Annotated in this window: 22 protein-coding genes and 1 pseudogene; 15 read left to right on the top strand and 8 right to left on the bottom strand. The window is 70.8% G+C overall.

Annotation, left to right across the window (positions count from 1 at the left end; translation table 11 throughout):
• Positions 1 to 10: 10 nt before the first annotated feature.
• Both CFK39_RS16985 and CFK39_RS12745 read left to right on the top strand, forming a co-directional pair.
• Complete coding sequence (locus CFK39_RS16985; protein ID WP_245822619.1) at positions 11 to 250, top strand: hypothetical protein; 240 nt, start codon at positions 11 to 13, stop codon at positions 248 to 250.
• On the top strand, positions 247 to 1,233 hold the full coding sequence (locus CFK39_RS12745; protein WP_245822617.1) for an aminotransferase-like domain-containing protein: 987 nt from the start codon (positions 247 to 249) through the stop codon (positions 1,231 to 1,233). The genes CFK39_RS16985 and CFK39_RS12745 overlap by 4 nt, the downstream gene beginning before the upstream one ends.
• A gap of 30 nt (positions 1,234 to 1,263) precedes the next feature.
• On the opposite strand, the gene CFK39_RS12740 is transcribed toward CFK39_RS12745, so the two are convergent.
• Both CFK39_RS12740 and CFK39_RS12735 read right to left on the bottom strand, forming a co-directional pair.
• Positions 1,264 to 2,778: a hypothetical protein gene (locus CFK39_RS12740; RefSeq protein ID WP_089065771.1), complete on the bottom strand. Its 1,515-nt coding sequence runs from the start codon at positions 2,776 to 2,778 to the stop codon at positions 1,264 to 1,266.
• A complete protein-coding gene (locus tag CFK39_RS12735; protein ID WP_245822615.1) occupies positions 2,775 to 3,443 on the bottom strand; it encodes an ABC transporter ATP-binding protein in 669 nt (222 codons plus the stop codon). The genes CFK39_RS12740 and CFK39_RS12735 overlap by 4 nt, the downstream gene beginning before the upstream one ends.
• A 326-nt stretch (positions 3,444 to 3,769) precedes the next feature.
• Here CFK39_RS12735 and CFK39_RS12730 point away from each other — a divergent pair, with 326 nt between their 5' ends.
• Complete coding sequence (locus CFK39_RS12730; protein WP_089065769.1) at positions 3,770 to 4,309, top strand: CarD family transcriptional regulator; 540 nt, start codon at positions 3,770 to 3,772, stop codon at positions 4,307 to 4,309.
• A gap of 66 nt (positions 4,310 to 4,375) precedes the next feature.
• Here CFK39_RS12730 and CFK39_RS12725 read toward each other — a convergent pair whose 3' ends face one another.
• The 3 genes from CFK39_RS12725 to CFK39_RS16975 form a co-directional block, all read right to left on the bottom strand.
• A complete protein-coding gene (locus tag CFK39_RS12725; RefSeq protein ID WP_089065768.1) occupies positions 4,376 to 5,692 on the bottom strand; it encodes an MFS transporter in 1,317 nt (438 codons plus the stop codon).
• 75 nt (positions 5,693 to 5,767) lie between these two features.
• Positions 5,768 to 6,112 (bottom strand): hypothetical protein, encoded by a 345-nt coding sequence (locus CFK39_RS16980; protein WP_245822614.1) that lies wholly within the window; start codon positions 6,110 to 6,112, stop codon positions 5,768 to 5,770.
• Positions 6,067 to 6,426 (bottom strand): SRPBCC domain-containing protein, encoded by a 360-nt coding sequence (locus CFK39_RS16975; RefSeq protein WP_245822613.1) that lies wholly within the window; start codon positions 6,424 to 6,426, stop codon positions 6,067 to 6,069. The genes CFK39_RS16980 and CFK39_RS16975 overlap by 46 nt, the downstream gene beginning before the upstream one ends.
• Before the next feature lie 130 nt (positions 6,427 to 6,556).
• Here CFK39_RS16975 and CFK39_RS12715 point away from each other — a divergent pair, with 130 nt between their 5' ends.
• The 8 genes and pseudogenes from CFK39_RS12715 to CFK39_RS12680 all read left to right on the top strand — a co-directional run bounded on the left by CFK39_RS12715 (position 6,557) and on the right by CFK39_RS12680 (position 14,568).
• On the top strand, positions 6,557 to 7,303 hold the full coding sequence (locus CFK39_RS12715; RefSeq protein ID WP_089065767.1) for an HAD family hydrolase: 747 nt from the start codon (positions 6,557 to 6,559) through the stop codon (positions 7,301 to 7,303).
• Positions 7,300 to 9,845: pseudogene (locus CFK39_RS12710) on the top strand (glycoside hydrolase family 65 protein). The gene CFK39_RS12715 and the pseudogene CFK39_RS12710 overlap by 4 nt, the downstream one beginning before the upstream one ends.
• A gap of 96 nt (positions 9,846 to 9,941) precedes the next feature.
• Positions 9,942 to 11,108, top strand: coding sequence for a YihY/virulence factor BrkB family protein (locus CFK39_RS12705; protein ID WP_157697166.1), 1,167 nt, complete (start codon positions 9,942 to 9,944; stop codon positions 11,106 to 11,108).
• Positions 11,105 to 11,671: a peptide deformylase gene (gene def, locus CFK39_RS12700; protein ID WP_089065766.1), complete on the top strand. Its 567-nt coding sequence runs from the start codon at positions 11,105 to 11,107 to the stop codon at positions 11,669 to 11,671. The genes CFK39_RS12705 and def overlap by 4 nt, the downstream gene beginning before the upstream one ends.
• 60 nt (positions 11,672 to 11,731) lie before the next feature.
• Entirely contained in the window at positions 11,732 to 12,157 is a 426-nt protein-coding gene (locus CFK39_RS12695; protein ID WP_089065765.1) for a QcrA and Rieske domain-containing protein, read from the top strand.
• Between the two features lie 156 nt (positions 12,158 to 12,313).
• Entirely contained in the window at positions 12,314 to 13,060 is a 747-nt protein-coding gene (gene trmB / locus CFK39_RS12690) for a tRNA (guanosine(46)-N7)-methyltransferase TrmB (protein ID WP_245822611.1), read from the top strand.
• 34 nt (positions 13,061 to 13,094) lie between these two features.
• Complete coding sequence (locus CFK39_RS12685) at positions 13,095 to 14,144, top strand: LCP family protein (protein ID WP_089065764.1); 1,050 nt, start codon at positions 13,095 to 13,097, stop codon at positions 14,142 to 14,144.
• A gap of 58 nt (positions 14,145 to 14,202) precedes the next feature.
• Positions 14,203 to 14,568, top strand: coding sequence for a DUF4235 domain-containing protein (locus tag CFK39_RS12680; RefSeq protein ID WP_089065763.1), 366 nt, complete (start codon positions 14,203 to 14,205; stop codon positions 14,566 to 14,568).
• Between the two features lie 89 nt (positions 14,569 to 14,657).
• On the opposite strand, the gene phoU is transcribed toward CFK39_RS12680, so the two are convergent.
• Positions 14,658 to 15,338, bottom strand: a complete 681-nt coding sequence (gene phoU, locus CFK39_RS12675) for a phosphate signaling complex protein PhoU (protein WP_089065762.1) — start codon at positions 15,336 to 15,338, stop codon at positions 14,658 to 14,660.
• Positions 15,339 to 15,511: 173 nt separating this feature from the next.
• Here phoU and CFK39_RS12670 point away from each other — a divergent pair, with 173 nt between their 5' ends.
• Complete coding sequence (locus CFK39_RS12670; protein ID WP_089066441.1) at positions 15,512 to 16,753, top strand: sensor histidine kinase; 1,242 nt, start codon at positions 15,512 to 15,514, stop codon at positions 16,751 to 16,753.
• Between the two features lies 1 nt (position 16,754).
• Positions 16,755 to 17,444, top strand: a complete 690-nt coding sequence (locus tag CFK39_RS12665; protein WP_089065761.1) for a response regulator transcription factor — start codon at positions 16,755 to 16,757, stop codon at positions 17,442 to 17,444.
• A gap of 115 nt (positions 17,445 to 17,559) precedes the next feature.
• Here the strand turns inward: CFK39_RS12665 and CFK39_RS12660 are convergent, their stop codons facing one another.
• A complete protein-coding gene (locus tag CFK39_RS12660; RefSeq protein ID WP_089065760.1) occupies positions 17,560 to 18,060 on the bottom strand; it encodes a hypothetical protein in 501 nt (166 codons plus the stop codon).
• A 208-nt stretch (positions 18,061 to 18,268) separates the two neighbouring features.
• Here CFK39_RS12660 and CFK39_RS12655 point away from each other — a divergent pair, with 208 nt between their 5' ends.
• Both CFK39_RS12655 and CFK39_RS12650 read left to right on the top strand, forming a co-directional pair.
• Entirely contained in the window at positions 18,269 to 18,751 is a 483-nt protein-coding gene (locus CFK39_RS12655) for a CarD family transcriptional regulator (protein ID WP_089065759.1), read from the top strand.
• Positions 18,752 to 18,765: 14 nt separating this feature from the next.
• Positions 18,766 to 19,536: an IspD/TarI family cytidylyltransferase gene (locus CFK39_RS12650; protein WP_089065758.1), complete on the top strand. Its 771-nt coding sequence runs from the start codon at positions 18,766 to 18,768 to the stop codon at positions 19,534 to 19,536.
• Positions 19,537 to 19,570: 34 nt separating this feature from the next.
• On the opposite strand, the gene CFK39_RS12645 is transcribed toward CFK39_RS12650, so the two are convergent.
• Entirely contained in the window at positions 19,571 to 19,882 is a 312-nt protein-coding gene (locus CFK39_RS12645; RefSeq protein WP_089065757.1) for a hypothetical protein, read from the bottom strand.

Raw genomic sequence — 19,882 nt, 5'->3', positions numbered from 1 at the left:
CCATGGGCACATGACCGCGCCCGCTCCGCATGACCCCGCACCGCAGCCCTTCCGCTTCCCCACCGCCGCGAGGTACTCGGGGATGGAGTCCTCCCCGCTGAAGGACATCTTCGCCCTCGCCGCGCTGGACGGAGTGGTCTCCTTCGCCGGGGGATCCCGGATCCGGAGCTGTTCGCGCTCGAGGACGTCACCGCGGCCTACGACTGGGTGCTGCGCCATCAGGGGCATCGCGCATTGCAGTACGGGGTGAGCGAGGGCGAAGCGGAGCTGCGCGAGCAGGCTGCTCGTCGGCTCTGCCGCAGCCTGCCCACGGACGCCTCCCAGATCCGGGTCACCTCCGGTTCCCAGGAAGGGCTGTTCGTCGTGGCGCAGGCGCTGCTCGAGCCCGGTGACGTGGTGCTGGTGGAGTCGCCCACCTATCTTGCGGCGGTGCAGGCCTTCAGCGTCCACGGTGCCCGAGTGATCGGGGTGGGGACCGATGACGACGGCGTGATCCCCGCCGCCCTCGAGGAGGCGATCCGCGTTCATCATCCGCGGATGGTGTACCTGATCCCCACCTTCCAGAACCCCACCGGGCGCACCATGCCCGTCGCGCGCCGTCAGGCGGTGGCCGAGGTGCTGCAGCGCACCGACGTGCCGCTGATCGAGGACGATCCCTACGGCGCGCTGAGCTTCTCGGGCAGCACCTGGGCACCGATCGCCGCGCTGCCGGGCATGGGTGCGCGCACGATCCTGCTGAACTCGATGAGCAAGCTGATGAGTCCGGGGGTGCGGATCGGCTGGATGCGGGCGGAGGGCCCGATCCTGGATACGCTCGCCGTCGCGAAGGCCGCGATCTCCATGCAGTCCTCGGTGGTGGACCAGCTCACGGTCGCGAGGTACCTCGAGGTCGCGGATCTGGATGCCCATGTGGCGCGGGTGAGCGCGGTCTACCGAGAGCGCCGCGACGCGATGGCGACCGCGCTCGCGCCGGTGCTCCCCGAGGGTGCGCATGTCACCCACCCCGAGGGCGGGATGTTCCTGTGGGCCGCTCTCGGCGAGGGGTACGACACGCAGCTCATGCTCACCGAGGCGGTCGCCGCCGGGGTCGCCTATCTGCCGGGCTGGTCGTTCTTCGCCGATCACGCGGACCGCTCCACGATGCGTCTGAGCTTCGTCACCCACTCCCCCACCGTCATCGAGACGGCCGTCGGGCGCCTGGGCGAGGTCATCGCCGCCCACCCCCGCCGCTGAGCAGGTCCGAGGGCGCAGTCTCCCGGCGCCTCAGCTCCCCAGCGCCCGCAGCCGGCTCCGGGCCATCAGCGCCATCAGCGCGGTCAGGAGCACGGCACCGCCCAGCACCCAGACGGGACCGAGCGCTCCGAGACCGGCCAGCAGCGTTCCCGAGAGCAGCGCGAGCAGCAGGGCATCGGACTGCCAGGCCAGCATCACCAGGACCGAGCCGTCGCCCTGGGCGGTGGGCATCGGGGTCATCAGCTTCAGCGGCATCGGGCCCTTCGCCGCGTCCCTCACCTGCCCGGCGATCAGCACCGGCGCCAGCGCGACCGGCAGCATCACCGCTTGCGCCGCGCCCTCGCCGCTGCCGCCCGCCAGCACGAGGCCGCCTCCACCCAGAGCGGCCAGCACGGTCAGCAGCAGCGCCGGGGCGAGGGCATGCAGCAGCACCTGGCTCGCGACGGTCTGCCCGAACAGCCGGGGAGCCCCGAGGGTGTGGACCCCGTGCCGGATCCCCTCGACCAGGGTGGAGCCCGCACCCCACAGCGCCACCGCGCCCAGCAGCACCGCTGACCAGGCCAGCGGCCCGGTGAGCTGGCTGGAGCCGGCCAGCGCGGCCGCAGCCAGCAGCGCCACCACGATGCCGACGGCGAGCCGATCGGGGCTGCGCAGCCAAGCCACCGCGTCACGGCGGGCGTACAGCAGCACCAGCGGCCGCGGCCCGATGGCCCGCAGGCGACGGCCGGCCGACGGCGGAGGACGGAATGTTGCGGCGGCCCCGGCCAGGTCTCCGCTGGTGGCGACGGTGGCGACCGACTCCCACCGCATCGACTGCTCGCGCAGCACCGTGCCTCGCAGCCGGTCGAGCAGGGCGACTCCGGCCACAGCGGCGGCGATCCCCGCTGCCAGCACGAGCAGTGCCCAGAGCCGGTGAGGCGCCTCCGCCAACGGATAGGCGCCACCGAGTCCCGTGCCCGGGGGCAGCAGCGCGGAGAGGACCGCCGCGAGCAGCAGCACCCCCGCCAGGAGCCGGCGCGGCCTCGCCGTCAGCAGCTCGCCCGCCAGCCATGCCGCACCGAGCAGCAGGCCGGCGCCCGTCGCCGCGAGGACGAACCAGACCGCCGCAGCACCCCCGGTTCCCTCACCGGCGGCGCTCAGCGTCACAGCGATCAGGGAGGCGATCACGGACATCGAGAGCACGGGCACCAGCAGGGCACGCAGATAGGGTCGCCGCAGCACGGTGCGCCGACGGATCCCGCTCGAGGCCAGAGTCGCGGTGAAGAACGGTGCCATCAGAGCCGGTCCGCGGACGGCGCCGAGCAGCACCAGGGCCGCCGCAGCGATGAGGGCGACGCTGCCGGCGATCTGCGGAGCCAGGGGATGCTGCAGGGCCGGGAGCACATCGGGCCGGGACAGGAGACCGCCTGCGGATCGCAGCGCTGGGACTCCCAGGACCAGCACGCTCAGCGCCCCCATGTAGAGCAGGTACAGCGCATCGGAGCCGGTGCGGGCCCCGCTGCGCCCCGCCCAGACCTCGCGCACCGCGGAGAGGTCACCGCTCACGACGCCTCCTCCAGATGGAGGCGGATGTCGCCGAGCGCCTCGAGCAGTCGTGGGCTGTGGGTGGCCAGCACCATCGCGGCGCCCGCGTCGACACGGGCACGGAGGGCACCGATCACCAGCTCCAGGCGCTGTGCATCCAGGCGCTGCTCGGGCTCGTCCAGCAGCAGCACCCGGGCCGGGCGGGCGAAGGTGAGGGCGAGGGCGACCAGCTGGGTCTGGCCGCTGGAGAGCTCGTGCGGGAAGCGGCGGCCCAGCGGCGCGATCCCGAGTTCCTCGAGCAGCTCCTCGGCCCGTCGGGCCGCGGCCGCGGCAGGCACGCCCCAGGTGGCGGCGATGAATCGCAGATGCTCGGAGACGGTGAGGTCGCGAGCCGTCTGCGGCGGCCCGATCAGGGCACCGAGCGCGGTGCGGAAGCGGCGATCGCGGTCGTCGGGTGCCCGCCCGGCGATGCGCACCGTGCCTGCGGTGGGGGCGAGCAGGCCGGCGAGCACCCGCAGCAGGGTCGTCTTCCCGGAGCCGTTGGCGCCGGTGAGCGCCAGCGCCTCTCCCGCCCGCGCGCTGCCGGTCGCCTCGAGCAGGAGCACGTTGTCGTCGCGGACGACTCCGACGTCCTCGAAGCGGACGAGCTCATGCTCGGGGGACGGGGCTGCTGCGGTGCGGGGCATCCCTCCATGGAACCGCATCCGGGGCGCGGATGGTGCAGGCCATCGGTCCGGTTCCGTCGCTCGCCACCCCGACCCGGGGCGCGGGATCCGGGTGTGATCCACATGGAGACGTCACGCTCTGGAATTGTTGTCAGATCCGTGAGAGAATGGGGGTGCGCCGTCGTAGGTGTCGCCACCCTGTTCCTGCAGGTCGAGCGGCACTCGAGCTGCTCCGAGACCACCGTGGATCCGGACTCTGTCCGGGTCCGCGCTGCGCCCTGTGCAGCCGCCTCGACCCCACCAGGGCCGCGGTACCGCCGGCGCGCAGGTCCACGAAGGAGGAACCCTTGCCCGTCGCCACTGCGTCCGTCGACAGCTTCACACCGAAGATCGATGACATGCTCACCCACCCCGTCCACGGGCCGGTGCGGATCGTCTCACTGCGCACCCGGACGGTGCGCGGCACCGAGCGGGAGTACGTCGACCTGGTGGTCATCGGAGACGAGATGCAGATCTCGGTGCCCTCCGACGGCAAGGACATCGTCGGGCTGCGTGCCCTGCTCGAGGAGTCCGAGATCGTCGAGCTGATCGCTCAGCTCGGAGAGCCGATCCCGGCACCGGAGAAGAAGGCCTCCTGGGCCCACCGCATCAAGTCCCTGCAGATGCAGCTGCAGACGGGGCGCCTCACCGATCGCATCGAGGTCATCCGTTCGATCGTGCGCGACTCGGGCGGCACTCCGTCCAGCCTCGCCGAGCGCAACCTGCTCAAGCAGGCCATCGACCCGCTGGCCTCCGAGATCGCCATCGCCCGCTCCGTCTCCCGCGAGGACGCCCAGCTGCTCCTGCAGAGCACGGCCGAGAACGCCCTCGAGGTCGCCGCGGCCTGACCTCGTCGACCGGCCTGACCGCTCCGCTGCGGCCCGCTGGTCCGACGCCCCCACCACTGCCTCGTCTCACCTCCCCCGGGTACTCCCGGACGGGGTGACGCGGGGCAGTATTCGTGTCAGCCACAGCCCTCCCGCCAGACAGATCGCACCGGTGGCGGCACCGGCCACGGCGACCGGTGCGAACAGCGTGATCCCGGTGACGATCAGGGGCGCGGCCAGTCTGCCCGCCCCCAGCATCGTGTTCCACCAGGCGAGGTACCTGGTGCGTCCATGCACCGGGGAGACATCGATTCCGAGCGTCATCACGATCCCCGACCCCAGCCCGTTGCCCAGCCCGATCAGCAGGGTGGGGACCAGAAGTGCGAGGATCGCGAGAGCGGTACCGCTGCCGGCGAGCACCGTGCCGAGCAGTCCCAGCAGCAGGAACCCCAGGCCCATCAGGAGCGCGCAGGGGACGGCCACGGCGGCGCGTCCGTACCGGTCCATGAGCGTGCCAGCGGGCAGCACCAGCAGGATCTCCAGCACGGCGCTGACCCCGAAGACGATCGAGATCCACACCGGGTCCAGGCCCAGCGCATCACCGAGCAGCGGCACGATCACCGGGCGGTTCACCCGGGCCATCATCACCGGGGCGATGCCCAGCCCCACCAGGAGCATCCGCCCCAGGACCGCGCGGTCCAGGTGGATCCGGGCGGGGCTGCGCCGACGGGACCTCTCCTGCGGCGCTGCGGGCTCGGGACCGGACTCCCCCGGCGGCAGGAACACGGCGATCATCACCGTGCCGGCGGCGGCGCTGATGGCGAACAGCAGGAACACCCCGGCCATCGACCCCAGCGCCATCACCAGTGCGCCGAGCAGCGGACCGATCACCTGGCCGATCCGGATCACGCCGCCGAACAGGGTCATGCCGCGGGCACGCAGCGACGGCGGCAGTGCGGTGCCGAGGTAGGTCTGGCGCCCCAGCTGCCATACCTGCATGCTCACGGCCATCACCAGCAACAGGCCTATCAGCGCGAGGCGATGTCCGATGGTGGCGGCGCCGGCCCCGAGCGCCGGGCCGATCAGCGCGAAGGCGGCGAGGTTGGAGACCACCAGCAGTGCACCGGTGACCATCAGCGCCCGCCGCGCCCCGATCCTGTCGATCAGCCGCCCGGCCGGGATCGGCCCGAGGAAGGAGGAGAGTCCGAAGATGACGGTCAGCGCCGCCGCCTGCGGCACCGAGAATCCGAGCTCTCTGGCGAGCAGCGGGATCACCGGCATCAGCGCCGCCAGGCCCACGAACTCCAGCAGGGTCGGGGCGTAGACGGAGGGCACCAGGCCCCGCAGCACTTGCCCCGGGGTACGCGGGTCCCGGGAGGGGGAGCGCGCTGCGGGGGTGGTCACCGACCGAGTCTGTCAGCAGATGATGAGCTCGGGCAAAGAGTTCCGCCGGCCGGACGCCGGCGGGCCGGGCCCAGGTCAGTGCTCGAGGTAGCGCCGGACGGTCTCGCTCTCGCCCTGTCGAGCGGTGCGCTCCTCGACCCCGGCCGCGACGGCCTCCGCCGCCCAGCGGACCGACCAGGCTCGGACATGCCTCGCGCCCTGCGGCCCGTGCAGCCAGTGGGGCGTCGGCACCGGGATCGGTGCCAGGCAGGTGGCCTGCCAGCCGTCGGTGTGCGCAGCCAGTGCGAGCAGCGCGATCTCCCAACCCAGGGCGAGCGCGCCCGGGCCGGTGCGCGCGAAATCCTCGGCGTCGAGCATCGCGCTGTGGCGCAGCATCAGCAGCGTGGTGCCGTCGTCCTCCGGATCGAGCCGGAGCAGCAACGGGTCCTCCCCGCCGCCCGCCCCCAGGTCAATCCGAGCCGGTGCGGCTCCTGCACCTGGAGGATGCGGCCGCCAGCACCTCCGGGTGCCTCGAAGCAACCACCCTCGCGCAGCTCGCCGCTGACCGGACCGAACCAGTGCGCGAGCTCGCGGGGCCTGGTGAGCAAGGGCCACAGGCGGGCTGGAGCGCAGGCGAAGTTCGCGGTCAGGGTGAAGATCACCTGCACCCGGCCGGGCCGCTCGGGGACCTGCTCGTGGATCTCGAGCGAACGTCGCACCGCGTCCACCACGGGCAACGACTCCGTGACAGTCATCTTCTCCTCGGAAGGGTCTCGGCCGCTCCGCATCGGCGCCAGGCACGGATGCGGACCCTCGCAGAGTAGCCCACCGGCACACCGCGGGGCCATGACCCGCTGCCTGCATCCGGCCGCAGCTGCCCGTAGCATGACGGGCGTGACTGCTGAGCAAACTTTCCGACCTGCCGGATTCACGGCGCATCTCTTCGACCTGGACGGGGTCATCACCCCGACCGCCGAAGTGCATATGCACGCCTGGGCCCGCATGTTCGAGGGATTCCTCTCCTCCCGCGAGGTCGCAGAGCCGTACACCGAGGCGGACTACTTCACCCACGTCGACGGTCGCCCCCGCTACGACGGGGTGCGTGCCCTGCTCGCATCGCGCGGGATCACCCTGCCCGAGGGAGAGGACACCGATCCGGGTGACCAGCCGCTGAGCGAGGAGACGGTGCGCGGTCTCGGCAACCGCAAGAACGATCTGGTCCTCACCCTGCTGCGCGCCGAGGGGGTCGCACCCTATCCGGGCACCGTCGCCTACCTCGACGCGCTGCCCGCCGCCGCGCGCCTGGCCATCGTGTCCTCCTCCCGCAATGCCGAGGAGGTGCTGCGCGCAGCCGGCCTGCAGGACCGCTTCGAGCACATCGTCGACGGCAATGTCGCCGCCCGGGAGGGCCTGCCCGGCAAGCCCGCCCCGGACACCTTCCTGCACGCCGCGCGGCTGCTCGGCGTCGAGCCCGCGCAGGCGGTGGTCTACGAGGATGCCGTCTCCGGGGTCCAGGCCGGCGCCGCCGGCAGCTTCGGCGCCGTGATCGGAGTGGACCGAGGGGCCGGTGCCGCCGAGCTCGCCGCGGCCGGCGCCACCGTGGTCGTCGCAGATCTGGAGGAGATCTCATGAGCCGTCGCCGCGTGCTGCCCGCCGATCCCGTCGACCGCACCCACCTGCCGCTGGACGAGTGGCGGCTGGTGGAATCCCGGCCCAACAGCGACCTGGGCCTGATGGAGACCCTCTTCGCAACGGCCAACGGTTACCTGGGGATGCGAGGGACGCCGGAAGAGGGCCGCGACGCCGAGCGCCATGGCACCTTCCTCAACGGGTTCCACGAGACCTGGACGATCAACCACGCCGAATCCGCTTTCGGCTTCGCCCGCAACGGCCAGACGATGATCTCGGTGCCCGACTCCTCCGTGCTCAAGCTGTATGTGGACGACGAGCCGCTGCTGTTGTCGATCGCGGACCTCGAGGAGTACGAGCGCTGGATCGACTTCCGCGAGGGCGTGCTGCACCGCGAGCTGATCTGGCGCACCCCCGCAGGCAAGCGGGTCCGGGTGAGCTCCTCCCGCATGGTCTCCTTCCCGCAGCGGCATCTGGCCCTGATGACCCTGCGGGTCCAGATGCTCGACGGCGCCGCCCCGATCGCGGTCTCCTCCCAGATCATCAACCGGGAGGATTTCCGCGATGACTTCGGGGCGGGGGTCGCGGGCGGCCCGCGCACCGACAAGGCCGATCCGCGGCAGACCACCGATTTCACTCATCGCGTGCTCGAGCCGCTGCAGGACTGGCACAGCGAGCGCCGGATGCTGCTGGGCTATCGGGTGGCGAACTCCGGCATGACTCTCGCCGTCGGCGCCGATCACGAGGTGGAGTCCGAGGCCGAGGTGGAGCGGCTGGTCGACACCAGCGAGGACAAGGGCCGCCAGGTGGTCCGCGCCCATCTCGAACAGGGGCAGTCGCTGACCGTCCGCAAGGCGGTGACCTACCACTCCTCCCGCTCGGTCCCCCACCGCGAGCTGTTCGACCGCTGCCGCCGCACCCTGGATCGGGTGCGCAGCACCGGGTTCGAGGCCCAGTTCCGTGAACAGCGGGAGTACCTCGCGGACTTCTGGCGCACCTCGGACGTCGAGCTGCCCGGCCAGCCCGCTGCCCAGCAGGCGACCCGCTGGTGCCTGTTCCAGATCGCCCAGGCCGCAGCCCGCTCCGACCAGTGGGGCATCCCTGCCAAGGGCGTCACCGGCTCCGGCTACGAGGGGCACTACTTCTGGGACAGCGAGATCTACGTGGTCCCGTTCCTGACGTTCACCCAGCCGCGCTGGGCCCGCAATGCGCTGCGGTTCCGCACGAACCTGCTGCCCAAGGCCCGGGAACGGGCACGCGAGCTCAATCAGCGCGGTGCCCTGTTCCCCTGGCGCACCATCAACGGCGACGAGGCCTCGGCCTACTATGCCGCCGGCACCGCGCAGTACCACATCGATGCCGACGTCGCCTACGCCTTCGCGCAGTACGTGGACGTCACCGGCGACCTCGACTTCCAGCACCGAGATGGGGTGCGGGTGCTGGTGGAGACCGCCCGGATGTGGGCCGATCTGGGGTTCTGGCGGCTGCGGGCCGACGGCACCTCGAGCTTCCACATCAACGGCGTGACCGGCCCGGACGAGTACACGACAGTGGTCAACAACAACATGTTCACCAACGTCATGGCACGGTTCAATCTGCGCCGCGCCGCCCGCGCGGTGGACGAGCTGCGCGCGGCCGACGAGAACTCATACGAAGCGATGCGGGTCGAGCTCGGGCTGGACGAGCTGGAGCTGGAGCAGTGGGTGGACTGCGCGGACGGCATGCACGTGGCCAAGGACGAGTCGCTGGGGATCCACCTTCAGGAGGACCGGTTCCTGGAGCGGGAGATCTGGGACCTCTCCAGCACCGCCGACGAGGCCTTCCCGCTGCTGCTGAACTTCCATCCGCTGGTGATCTACCGCTTCCAGGTGATCAAGCAGGCGGATGTCGTGCTGGCACTGTTCCTGCGCGGCAGCGAGTTCACGGCCGAGGAGAAGCGCGCAGACTTCGAGTACTACGACCCGATCACCACCGGGGACTCCTCGCTCTCGGCCGTGGTGCAGTCGATCATGGCCGCGGAGGTCGGGCATCAGAAGGCCGCGCAGGACTATTTCCGCACCGGACTCTTCGTGGACCTGGCCAACCTGCACCGAAACACCGCCGACGGCGTGCATATCGCCTCCGCGGGAGGTGTCTGGAACGCCCTGGTGCACGGGTTCGGGGGATGCGGCACGACAACGGCCGGGTCTCCTTCGACCCGCGCCTGCCCGTCGACTGGCCCGAGCTGGGCTTCCCGCTGACCGTGCGGGGTTCCCGCATCCGGGTGCGCCTGGTGCGCGAGGAGATCTCCTTCATCCTCGAGACCGGTGACGAGATCGAGGTCACCGTGCGCGGCGAGACCGTCACGGTCACCGCCGACGGCACCTGCGTCGCCCTCGCGGATCAGGGCCCGCTGCTCGATGACTCGGTGCTGGCCAGGCCCGTCGGGCTCGGGGACGAACGCGCCGACGGCTCGATCATGACCTCCTTCGTCCCCTCGGATCCCGAGGAGCCCTGGGAGTACCCCGTCGCCAGCGATCCCGATGACATCATCGAGCAGAGCTGAGGGGCGCGGCAGCATCCCGGGGCCCCGCCCGCCCGGTGGGATGATCTCCCCCAGCGCCCGTCCCGGGCGCCCCGCCTCTGAGCCCGGAGAAGCACGGTGACAGCATCCCGCCCGCGTCGGCCGAGGCCGACGGTCGAGATCGCCCGACCCCGGCTGAGCGTCCTGCACGTCCTGAACCGGGTGCGGATGCGGCTGCTGGACATCCAGGTGTGGGATGTGGCGGGGACCATGACCTTCTACCTGCTGCTGTCGCTGTTCCCCGGGGCTGTCGCCGCGGTCTCGGTGATGTCGCTGATCGGGGTCGAGGTGGACACGCTCCGGGCCCTTTCCAAGCTGATCACCGAGATCTTCCCGACCCTGGATCCCCGACCCTTCCTCCGGGCGATCGAGGCGGTCTCCAGCACCAGCGGCGGCGTGCTCGGCCTGCTGCTGGGCACGGCCGGGTCCCTGCTGTCCGCCTCCAATGGGGTCGCCGCGTTCCACCGCGCCCTCCACCGGGTCTTCGACACTCGGGAGGGTCGCCCGTTCCTGTGGTTCCGCACCATCGTGTTCGGCGAGACGGTGCTGATCATCTCGGTGGTCCTGCTGGCGGCCGGCATGATCATCATGGGGAGCGAGGCCTCGCAGCGCATCGGTGAGTTCATCGGGATCCCCCAGATCGCCTTCGCGGCCTGGAACTTCGTGAAGTGGCCGATCCTCCTGGTGATCCTCATCATCGGGGTCTCCCTGGCCTACTACCTGTTCCCCAATGTGCGCCTGCCCCGGTACCGGCTGATGACGCTCGGATCGACGCTCAGCGTGCTGGTGCTGTTCGGTGCCGCGCTGGTGGCCGGGCAGCTGCTGGTCTACGCGACCCGGTTCGCGGAGGTCCTCACCGCGCTCAACGGGCTGATCGCGATCCTGATCCTGCTGTGGCTGGCGAACATCGTGGTGATCACCGGCGCAGCCCTGGACGCGGAGTTCCTGCGCGCCCGGCAGATCGCCAGCGGTCTGGACGCCTGGGACCATATCGTGCTCGAGCCCCATGCCTCGCACACCTTGGACTTCTTGGCGGCCGATGCCGCCGAGAACGAGGAGCTGAGCCGCTTGGTCGCCGGATCCGCACGCAGCGGGCGGCCGCTGCGGCGGCCGCGCGGCCCCTGGATCGTCGATGCCCGCAATCCGCTCGCGGTGAACCCGCCCACCCGTCACCGCCTCACCAGCGACTCAGCATCCACCGAGGACCGGTCCGGCCCATCGAGCACAGGAGAACCCCCCGCATGACCGTCCGCCCCATCACCATCGTCGGCCACCGCGCCCTCTCCCAGCGCACGCGCCGGGTCCGCGAGGTCACCGACGAGCTCCGCACCCTGGTGGAGGACATGTTCGAGACCAACGACGCCGCGTCCGGAGCCGGTCTCGCCGCTCCCCAGGTCGGCGCGCGATGGCGCCTGTTCGTGTATTCGTGCACGGATGCGGAGGGCGCGCTGCGGCGTGGCGCGATCCTGAACCCGGTGCTGGAGCGCTTCGGCGGCATCGTCCTGGACGAGGAGACCCTCGAGGGCTGCCTGTCCGTGCCCGGCGAGGGCTTCTCCACCGCTCGTCATCGCGGGGCCCGGGTGACCGGCACCGACCTCGAGGGCGCTGAGGTCGTCGTCGAGGACGAGGGCGGTGTGCTGTCCCGCGCGCTGCAGCATGAGGTCGACCATCTCGACGGCTCGCTCTACCTCGATCGCCTCACGCCGGCGCGTCGGCGGGAGGCCCTGGACGCGGTGCGGGATCGTGGCTGGCGCGCCCGTCGGATCCTCACCTGGGACCCTCGGGAGATGGATGCCGCCGACGTATGAGCGGTCACACGGTTCCGACGCCGAGTGCTCCGCATCCGGTGTCCTCGCTATCCTGGAGCAATGGAACGCCCGTGCCTCTCTCGTCGTCATGCCCTCCTGATCCCCGCCACCGCGGCCGGACTCGGTGGTCTCGCAGCCTGCGGCCCCGAGGATGAAGGCTTCGGCACCGCGGAGCCGCTGCGCGCGGACGACGGCGGGATCCCTCTCGAGGAGATCCCCGAGGACGCGAGCACCCTGGTGAACTTCGGTGGGCAGCAGCCCTTCGTGCTGATCGTCCGCGGCACCGGCGATGACCTCACCGCCTACTCCGGCTACTGCACCCACAACGGCTGCGCACTGCGCCAGCACGAGGCCGAGCTCGACTGCCCGTGCCACGGCTCGCGCTTCGACGCCGAGACCGGCGAGGTCCTGCTGGGTCCGGCCACCCGTCAGCTGCCCGAGGTCAAGGTGGCTATCGAGGATGGCACCCTCCGTCGAGTGCGGTGAGGCGTCGATGACCACGGATCCTCACGCCCGTGACACGGGCGTCGACACCTCCGCGCCCGCCGGCCCGGAAAGGAACAGGCGGAAGCAGGGCACGCACCGTGACGTCGTCTCCTTCGTCCGCCGCGGAGAGCGCCTCTCGCAGGGCAGGCAGAAGGCGTGGGACCGCCTCTCCCCCGCTACGTGATCGACCCGCCGCGGGGCCATCGCGACACCTTGCCCGCCGCGGGCACTCGGCTGGAGCCCGCCGAGATCTTCGGTCGCCGCGCCGAGCTGGTGGTCGAGGTGGGCAGCGGCACCGGCGAGAACATCGTCGCCGCCGCCCTCGAGCACCCGGAGCGCGATCATCTCGGCGTCGAGGTGTACCTTCCCGGTCTCGCGCAGACCCTCAGCCGCGTGGAGCGGTGCGGGAGCCCCGACAACCTCAGGATGCTGCCCCTGGACGCCCAGGGGGCGCTGCCGGCGATGCTGCCCGAGGGCTCCATCGACGAGCTGTGGGTGTACTTCGCCGATCCCTGGCCCAAGCAGCGCCACCACAAGCGCCGGCTGATCAATCCTCCGTTCCTGGACGCGGTGCTGCCGCTGCTCGCTGAGGGAGCGGTGTTCCGCCTGGCCACGGACTGGGCGCAGTACGCCCATCACATGCGCTCCCAGCTGGATGCGCGGCCCGAGCTGACCCTGCTGCATCCCAGCGGTCCACGCCCGCAGGGCCGCTCCTCGGACGCGATCCCCCCGGATATGGCGGCCACCGGCTGGGCGCCCCGATTCGAGGGTCGTGTGAAGACCGGTTTCGAGAGCAAGGGTCGCGCCGCAGGACGCCTAATATGGGATCTCGCGTACACCCGGGGGCCTCGGCCCCCGGCGCCGGACGGCACCTCGGACATCGAGGAGTCGACGGAGCAGTGACCGCCCCGAGCGGCACCGTCAGAGAGGGACCTGAATGACCGACCCCGCCGACGTCGAACTCCCCGGCGACTGGGAAGACGATGACCAGCCCGACCCCGGACGGCGTCGCGGACGCCGCGCCGCCCTCATCGCGCTGCTCATCGTGGCCGCGCTGGTGATCGGCGTCGGCCTGGTGATCGGCAACTATCTGAACGGGCTCCAGAACTCCTATGAGAAGCGCACGGTCGTGCAGATCACCCGGGGCGTCTCCGACGGTGAACGGCCCGAGGAGATCGACGGCACCGGCCGCAACTTCCTGCTGCTGGGATCGGACAAGCGCTCCGCGGAGGACGCGGCCTCCCAGGGTGTCAGCGGTCAGCGCTCGGATGTGATGATGCTCGTGCACGTCTCGGAGGACGACGAGAGCGTCTTCATCACGTCCTTCCCGCGCGATCTCTATGTCGATGTGCCCGGGCACGGCAAGGATCGCATCAACTCCGCTCTGGCCTACGGCGGCGTGGGGCTGGCGGTGACCACGGTGGAGAACTTCACCGGGGTCCCCATCGACCACGTCGCGCTGATCGACTTCGACGGCATCGAAGGTCTCGTGGACACCCTCGGCGGGGTCGACGTCCAGGTGCCCCAGAGCTTCCAGGCGGGCGGCCACCAGTTCACCGAGGGCGTCCAGACGCTCGACGGCGCGGAGGCGCTGACGTTCGTGCGCGAGCGCAAGCAGTTCGCCGACGGGGACTTCCAGCGCAATCGCAACCAGCAGGCGGTCCTCAAGGGCATCGCCGACAAGCTCATCAGCGCCGATACGCTCAGCGACCCGCGCAAGCTGGCCGACACGATCGAGACCATCTCCCCGTTCCTGACCACCGACGACGGGCTGAGCGCCACGACGATGGTGGAGCTGGGCCTGTCCATGCGGTCCGTCCGCAGCGGCGATCTGTACTTCCTCGCGGTGCCGCACGGCGACCCGTACATGACCAGCGGCGGCGCGAGCGTCGTCGCGACCGATGAGGAGGCCATGGACGTGCTGCGGGACGCTCTGCGCACGGACGACATGGGAACCTATTACGCTCAGCACGCAGGGACGTACTGAGCACCTCGATCCCTCGCACCGGCAGCACCGCCGGTCCACCCGACGCCTGGAGGAAACAGTGGCCAATCCGCTCGTGAGCATCGCCGTCCCCGTGGCGGGCATCGTCGCTGCCAAGCTCGGCACCAAGGCCGCCGCGGCGGGCTGGGGTGCCGTCTTCGGCGAGGAGGCCCCCACCGTCCAGGCCGAGAAGGCCGCGAAGAAGAATGTCGCCAAGCGCCGCAAGCAGGCGAAGAAGGACGGGCTCCCGAAATCCGAGATCGCCGCCATCAAGGATCCCGTGGACGAGCAGCCCGTCTGGAAGATGATGCTGTGGGCGACGGTCTCCGGGGTCCTGCTCCAGGGGCTGCGGATGGCCGCCAAGCGCGGCGCGAAGTCCGGGGCCGAGCGGCTCACGATGCGGCGTCCGCGCCCCAACCGCGGCTGAGCGGGCTGCGGCCGGCTGTGGTCCGGGCCCGCAGGAGGGCGTCCCGCTGAGCTGCGGGACGCCCTCCTGCGGCATCGGGGTGGGGAGGTTCAGAACACCTGGACGTCCACGCCATCACCGAGCGCGTCCAGGGAATCGCCGGTGACCAGGAAGCCGATGCGACGCACCAGCGAGACCGCGTGGTCCCCGATCCGTTCGTAGAAGCGGATCAGCAGGGTGAGGTCGATCACCTGAGCGTTGGTGTACGTGTCCTCATCGCTGCCGGAGATCTCGCGCGAGATCGTGAGCATCAGCTCGTCCAGCTCGTCATCGCGCTTCTCGACCTGGGCGGCGAGCGCCAGGTCCCGGCTCTCGATCACCTCGGAGGCGGCCTGCAGCGCGGCCGATCCCAGCACTGACATCCTGGCGATCTGGTCGCGATGCTCAGTCGGCACCGCGAGCTCGGGATGTGCGCGGCGCGCGATCAGCGCGACATGCGCCGCCAGGTCCCCCATCCGCTCGAGCGAGGAGCTCATGCGCAGCGTGGCGACCAGCAGGCGCAGGTCGGTGGCCACGGGCGACTGGCGGGCGAGCAGCTCGACGGCCTTCGCGTCCAGCTCCACCTGCCGTGCATCCAGGTGAGGGTCGGCGGTGACCACCCGCTCCGCCAGCGCCAGATCGCCCTCGAGCAATGCGGTGGTCGCGCCCTCGAGCGCTGTCCCGACCATCTCGGCCATATCGACCAGGTCGTCGACGATGTGCCGCAGGTCGCTCTGGTACGCCTCGCGCATGGTGGGTTCTCCTGACGTCGTGGGGCCTCGTGCCGCGAGCCTCCCAGCCGGGCGTGAACGGGAGGCGATGCGCTGTGAACCCGAAGCATCTGCTAGATGAACTCGTGGTTCAGGCGATGGCGCCGCCCGCGCCGGGCGCTGGATCCAGGGCGCCGGGGGCCTACGCTGTGCAGGTGCCCCTGTCTGCGCTCCTCGTGCTCGCCGGCGCGATCGGTCTGGTGATCGGTGTCGCGGCGACGCTGACGCTCGCCAGGATGGATCGCCGTCACGGTGCGGGCCTCGCCCCGCTAGACCCGGTGATCCCCGAGGCCGCGACCGAGGTGCTGGCGATCCTGTCGTCCGCGTACGTGGTGCTCGACGCCGCCGGCGACGTGCTGCGCGCCTCGCCGCTGGCCTACTCCTACGGGATCGTGCGCGCGGCCGAGGGCGACTATCCGCGGCTGGCCAGCAGCGAGCTGATGGAACTGGCCGCCGATGTGGGCCGCAATGGCGGATTCCGGGATGAGCGCCTGACCCTGCAGCGCTCGAGCCACGGTGATGCCGAGGCCGTGATCGACGTGCGGATCGGGGCGCTGGGCGTGCACGGCGCGCTGCTGCTGGCCGACGACCTCACCCGTGCGGTGCGTGTCGAGGAGACCCGACGGGATTTCGTGGCCAATGTGTCCCACGAGCTGAAGACCCCGGTCGGTGCCATCACGCTGCTGGCCGAGACGATGGAGGACGCCGCCGAGGACCCGGAGGCCGTGCGTCGTTTCGCCGGGCGCATGCAGAGCGAGACCCACCGCCTCTCCCATCTGGTGCAGGAGATCATCGAGCTCTCCCGCGTCCAGGGGAATTCAGCGCTGCCGGATGCGGAGCCGATCACGATCGATGAGGTGGTCGAGAGCGCGGTCGCCCTGAACCGCAACCTCGCCCTCGGTGCCGGAATCGAGGTCGCCGTCGGCGGGACGGACGGCCTGCAGGTCTTCGGTTCCGCCTCGATGCTCACCACCGCACTGTCCAACCTGGTCTCCAACGCGATCGCCTACTCCGACCCGCGCACCCGGGTCGGGATATCCGTCCGCCGCGATGAGGGCATGGTCGAGGTCTCCGTCAAGGACCAGGGAATGGGCATCTCCAAGGAGAACCTGGAGCGGGTCTTCGAGCGGTTCTTCCGGGTGGACCGCGCACGCTCACGAGCCACGGGCGGGTCCGGGCTCGGCCTCGCGATCGTCAAGCACATCGCGAGCGACCATGGCGGCGAGGTCACCGCCTGGTCGCTGCCGGGGCAGGGATCGACCTTCACCCTCCGGCTGCCCGAGATGGGCCGCACCGAGGCCATCACCGCGGGGGCACGACAGGCTGCGGCCTTCGAGACCGCACGCTCCCCCGCATCCACCGAGGCGACCGGTCACCGGTCCGGGAAGGCACACTGATATGACGCGCATCCTGATCGTGGAGGACGAGGAGTCCTTCTCCGATCCGCTCTCGTACTCGCTGCGGAAGGAGGGGTACGAGGTCGCCGTGGCGGGCACCGGCACCGAAGGGCTGCGGATCTTCTCCACCCACGGCGCCGACCTGGTGCTGCTGGACCTCATGCTGCCCGGGATGAGCGGCACCGAGGTGTGCCGGGAGATCCGGCGCAGCTCGAGCGTGCCCGTCATCATGCTGACCGCCAAGGATGACGAGTTCGACAAGGTGCTGGGCCTGGAGCTCGGCGCCGATGACTACGTCACCAAGCCCTACTCCTCACGGGAGCTGCTGGCCCGGATCAAGGCGGTGCTGCGGCGCGGCCAGGACTCCGCAGAACCGGAGGACGACGCGGTCCTGAGCGCCGGCGACATCATGATGGACGTGGAGCGTCACGTGGTCGAGGTGCGCGGCGACGGGGTGGCGCTGCCGCTGAAGGAGTTCGAGCTGCTCGAGATGCTGCTGCGCAACCTGGACCGGGTGCTCACCCGCGGCCAGCTCATCGATCGGGTCTGGGGGGCCGACTACGTCGGCGACACCAAGACTCTGGACGTGCACGTGAAGCGGCTGCGCGGGAAGATCGAGGAGGACCCCCGCAACCCGGTGCGCCTGGTCACGGTGCGAGGCCTGGGCTACAAGCTCGAATCCGGCAGCTGAAGCGCCCTCCGCCGGCACGGAGACCGCTGGGAGCCGGGAGGCGACCGTCCCGGGCGGGATGACGAACGCCCCGCAGCCTGTGCTGCGGGGCGTTGTGTGACGGTGTTCGCGAGGATCAGCTCGCAGCCGGGTCCTCGACCTCGTAGTACTCGAGAGAGCCGTCCAGGACGGGCAGGGAGATCGTGGTGCTCTGACCGTCGGCGGTGACCTCGAGGTCCAGGACGGTGCCGGGGGCCACGTCGGTCGCATCGATCGGCACCGGCTGCTGGCCCTCTCCCGGGCCCAGCTCCACGGAGCCGTGCGCGGGCACCTGCGTCTCGGTGGAGAAGATCGAGGAGCCTTCGGAGGTCAGCCCCTCGAGGGAGACCGTGATCTCCTCGTCCGCATAGCTCACGACGGAACCGAAGAACGTCGGGGTGCCGTCATCGGCGACGACCAGCACGGCGTCGCGCACGCCGGCGAAGAAGGCGTCATCCTGCGTGATCGTCGCATTGGTGCCATCGGCCGCCTGATAGAAGTCCTTGGTCTGCACCGGGGACATGTACGTGCAGCCGGTGGCCGCGAGCGCAAGGCCCAGGGCTGCGGCAGAGAGCACGGAACGGCGGGAACGGCGCACGGGGAACTCCTGTTCGATACCGCTGAGCGGCGGGGACGTACTGGGACAGCTCTGACAGGGTACCCCACCGTGAGCCCCCGGGATGCCGGGCACCACGCCGCAGCCGTCTGCGGAGAAATGCCTTTCGAAGGCGCTATCCGCCAGGTCGGCAGGCATTTTATCACGAGCCCTCGATGCTAGAGTGAGGCGCGGAAAGGGGACCCACCACATGAACTTTGCCGTCGGCGAGACCGTCGTCTACCCGCACCACGGTGCCGCGCTCATCGAAGAGGTCAAGACCCGCACCATCAAAGGCGAGGACCGCACGTACCTCAAGCTGAAGGTCGCCCAGGGAGATCTGACCATCGAGGTCCCCGCAGAGAACGTCGATCTCGTCGGCGTGCGGGATGTCGTGGACAAGGAAGGCCTCGAGGAGGTCTTCGAGGTGCTGCGCCAGCCCTACACCGAGGAGCCCACGAACTGGTCGCGCCGCTACAAGGCCAATGTCGAGAAGCTCGCCTCCGGTGACGTGAAGAAGGTGGCGGAGGTCGTGCGCGACCTGTGGCGTCGCGATCAGGATCGCGGGCTGTCCGCCGGGGAGAAGCGGATGCTGGCGAAGGCGCGGCAGATCCTGGTCTCCGAGCTCGCCCTGGCCGAGAAGACGGATGAGGCCAGCGCCGAGTCCATCCTCGATGAGGTCCTCGCCTCCTGAGCACGCCCTCGCTCATGTCGTCCGCCCCGTCCCCGACCACCGTGCGTCCGGTCGTCCTCGCGCTCGCGCCGACCGCCCCGGGCCTGTCGCAGGGCGCGTCGATCCCGTGTCTCGAGCGGCTCGGGGGCTCCCGGCTCATCGACCGGCTCCTGGGCACCCTGCACGGTGCCGGCCTGCCGGCGCCGCTGGTGATCACCACGGCGCCCGCTCACGCGGTCCTGCGCGCGACGCTGGGGCGCAGCATGCCGGTGATCGCGAGCGCCGGCGGCCGGGACGGGGCGCTCCGCGCCGCTCTCGAGCGCAGCTCGGAGGAGCTGCTGCTGGTCCACGATGCGGAGCGTGCGCTCACCCCGGGGACGGTCGTCCGCGACGTCCTGGCAGCCCTGCGCCAGGAGGATGACGCCGTGGTCCCGGTGATCCCGCTGACGGATTCCGTCAAGGAGGTCCGCCCCGACGGGCTGCGCAACATCGATCGCTCGACCCTGACGGGGCTGCAGAGTCCGCGCCTGGTACGGCGCCGAATGCTCGAGTCCGTGCTGCCGATGGACTCCTCGGCGCCGCAGCAGCCGGCATCGAGCGCCGGGTCCGGCCACGCGGAGCACGCCGACGCCGGCGGCTTCGACGAGATCCGGGCCGCGGTCGCCCAGGGGCTGCAGGTGCGCACAGTGCAGGGATCGCACGCCGGGTTCGCGGTGCGGGACCGACTGAGCCTCTGGCAGGCACAGATCTCCCTGGGGCTGGCGCGGGACACCTCGCACCGCCACGGACTGGCACGACCCAGCTGATCCGCCGGGCGGCGCACCACCGCCCGCACCGGTCTCAACGGCCTCGCCGGCTCCTCCACACGATCCGGAACTCCGCTGCCATCCGGCCGGGCTTGGACAGCGTGCTCCTGGGCAGGCTGCTCGCCAGCTCGCCGGGATCCCGGCGCAGCCTGCGCATCAGGCGCCGGGGTTTGCTGGAGATGCGCTGACGCAGATCGGGCAGATAGTCCTCGGAGACATCGAGCCTGGTGACCGCGCCGCAACCGGCGCATTTGATCTGCGAGACGAAACGGCCCGCGTAGACCACCACGTGCTCCGCGTCCTGCTCGCAGGCGGTGCAGCGCAGGAAGCTCTCCTCGATGTTCAT

This window comes from Brachybacterium avium (assembly GCF_002216795.1).
Classification (GTDB): domain Bacteria; phylum Actinomycetota; class Actinomycetes; order Actinomycetales; family Dermabacteraceae; genus Brachybacterium; species Brachybacterium avium.
This window is presented reverse-complemented; position numbering and strand designations above follow the sequence as displayed.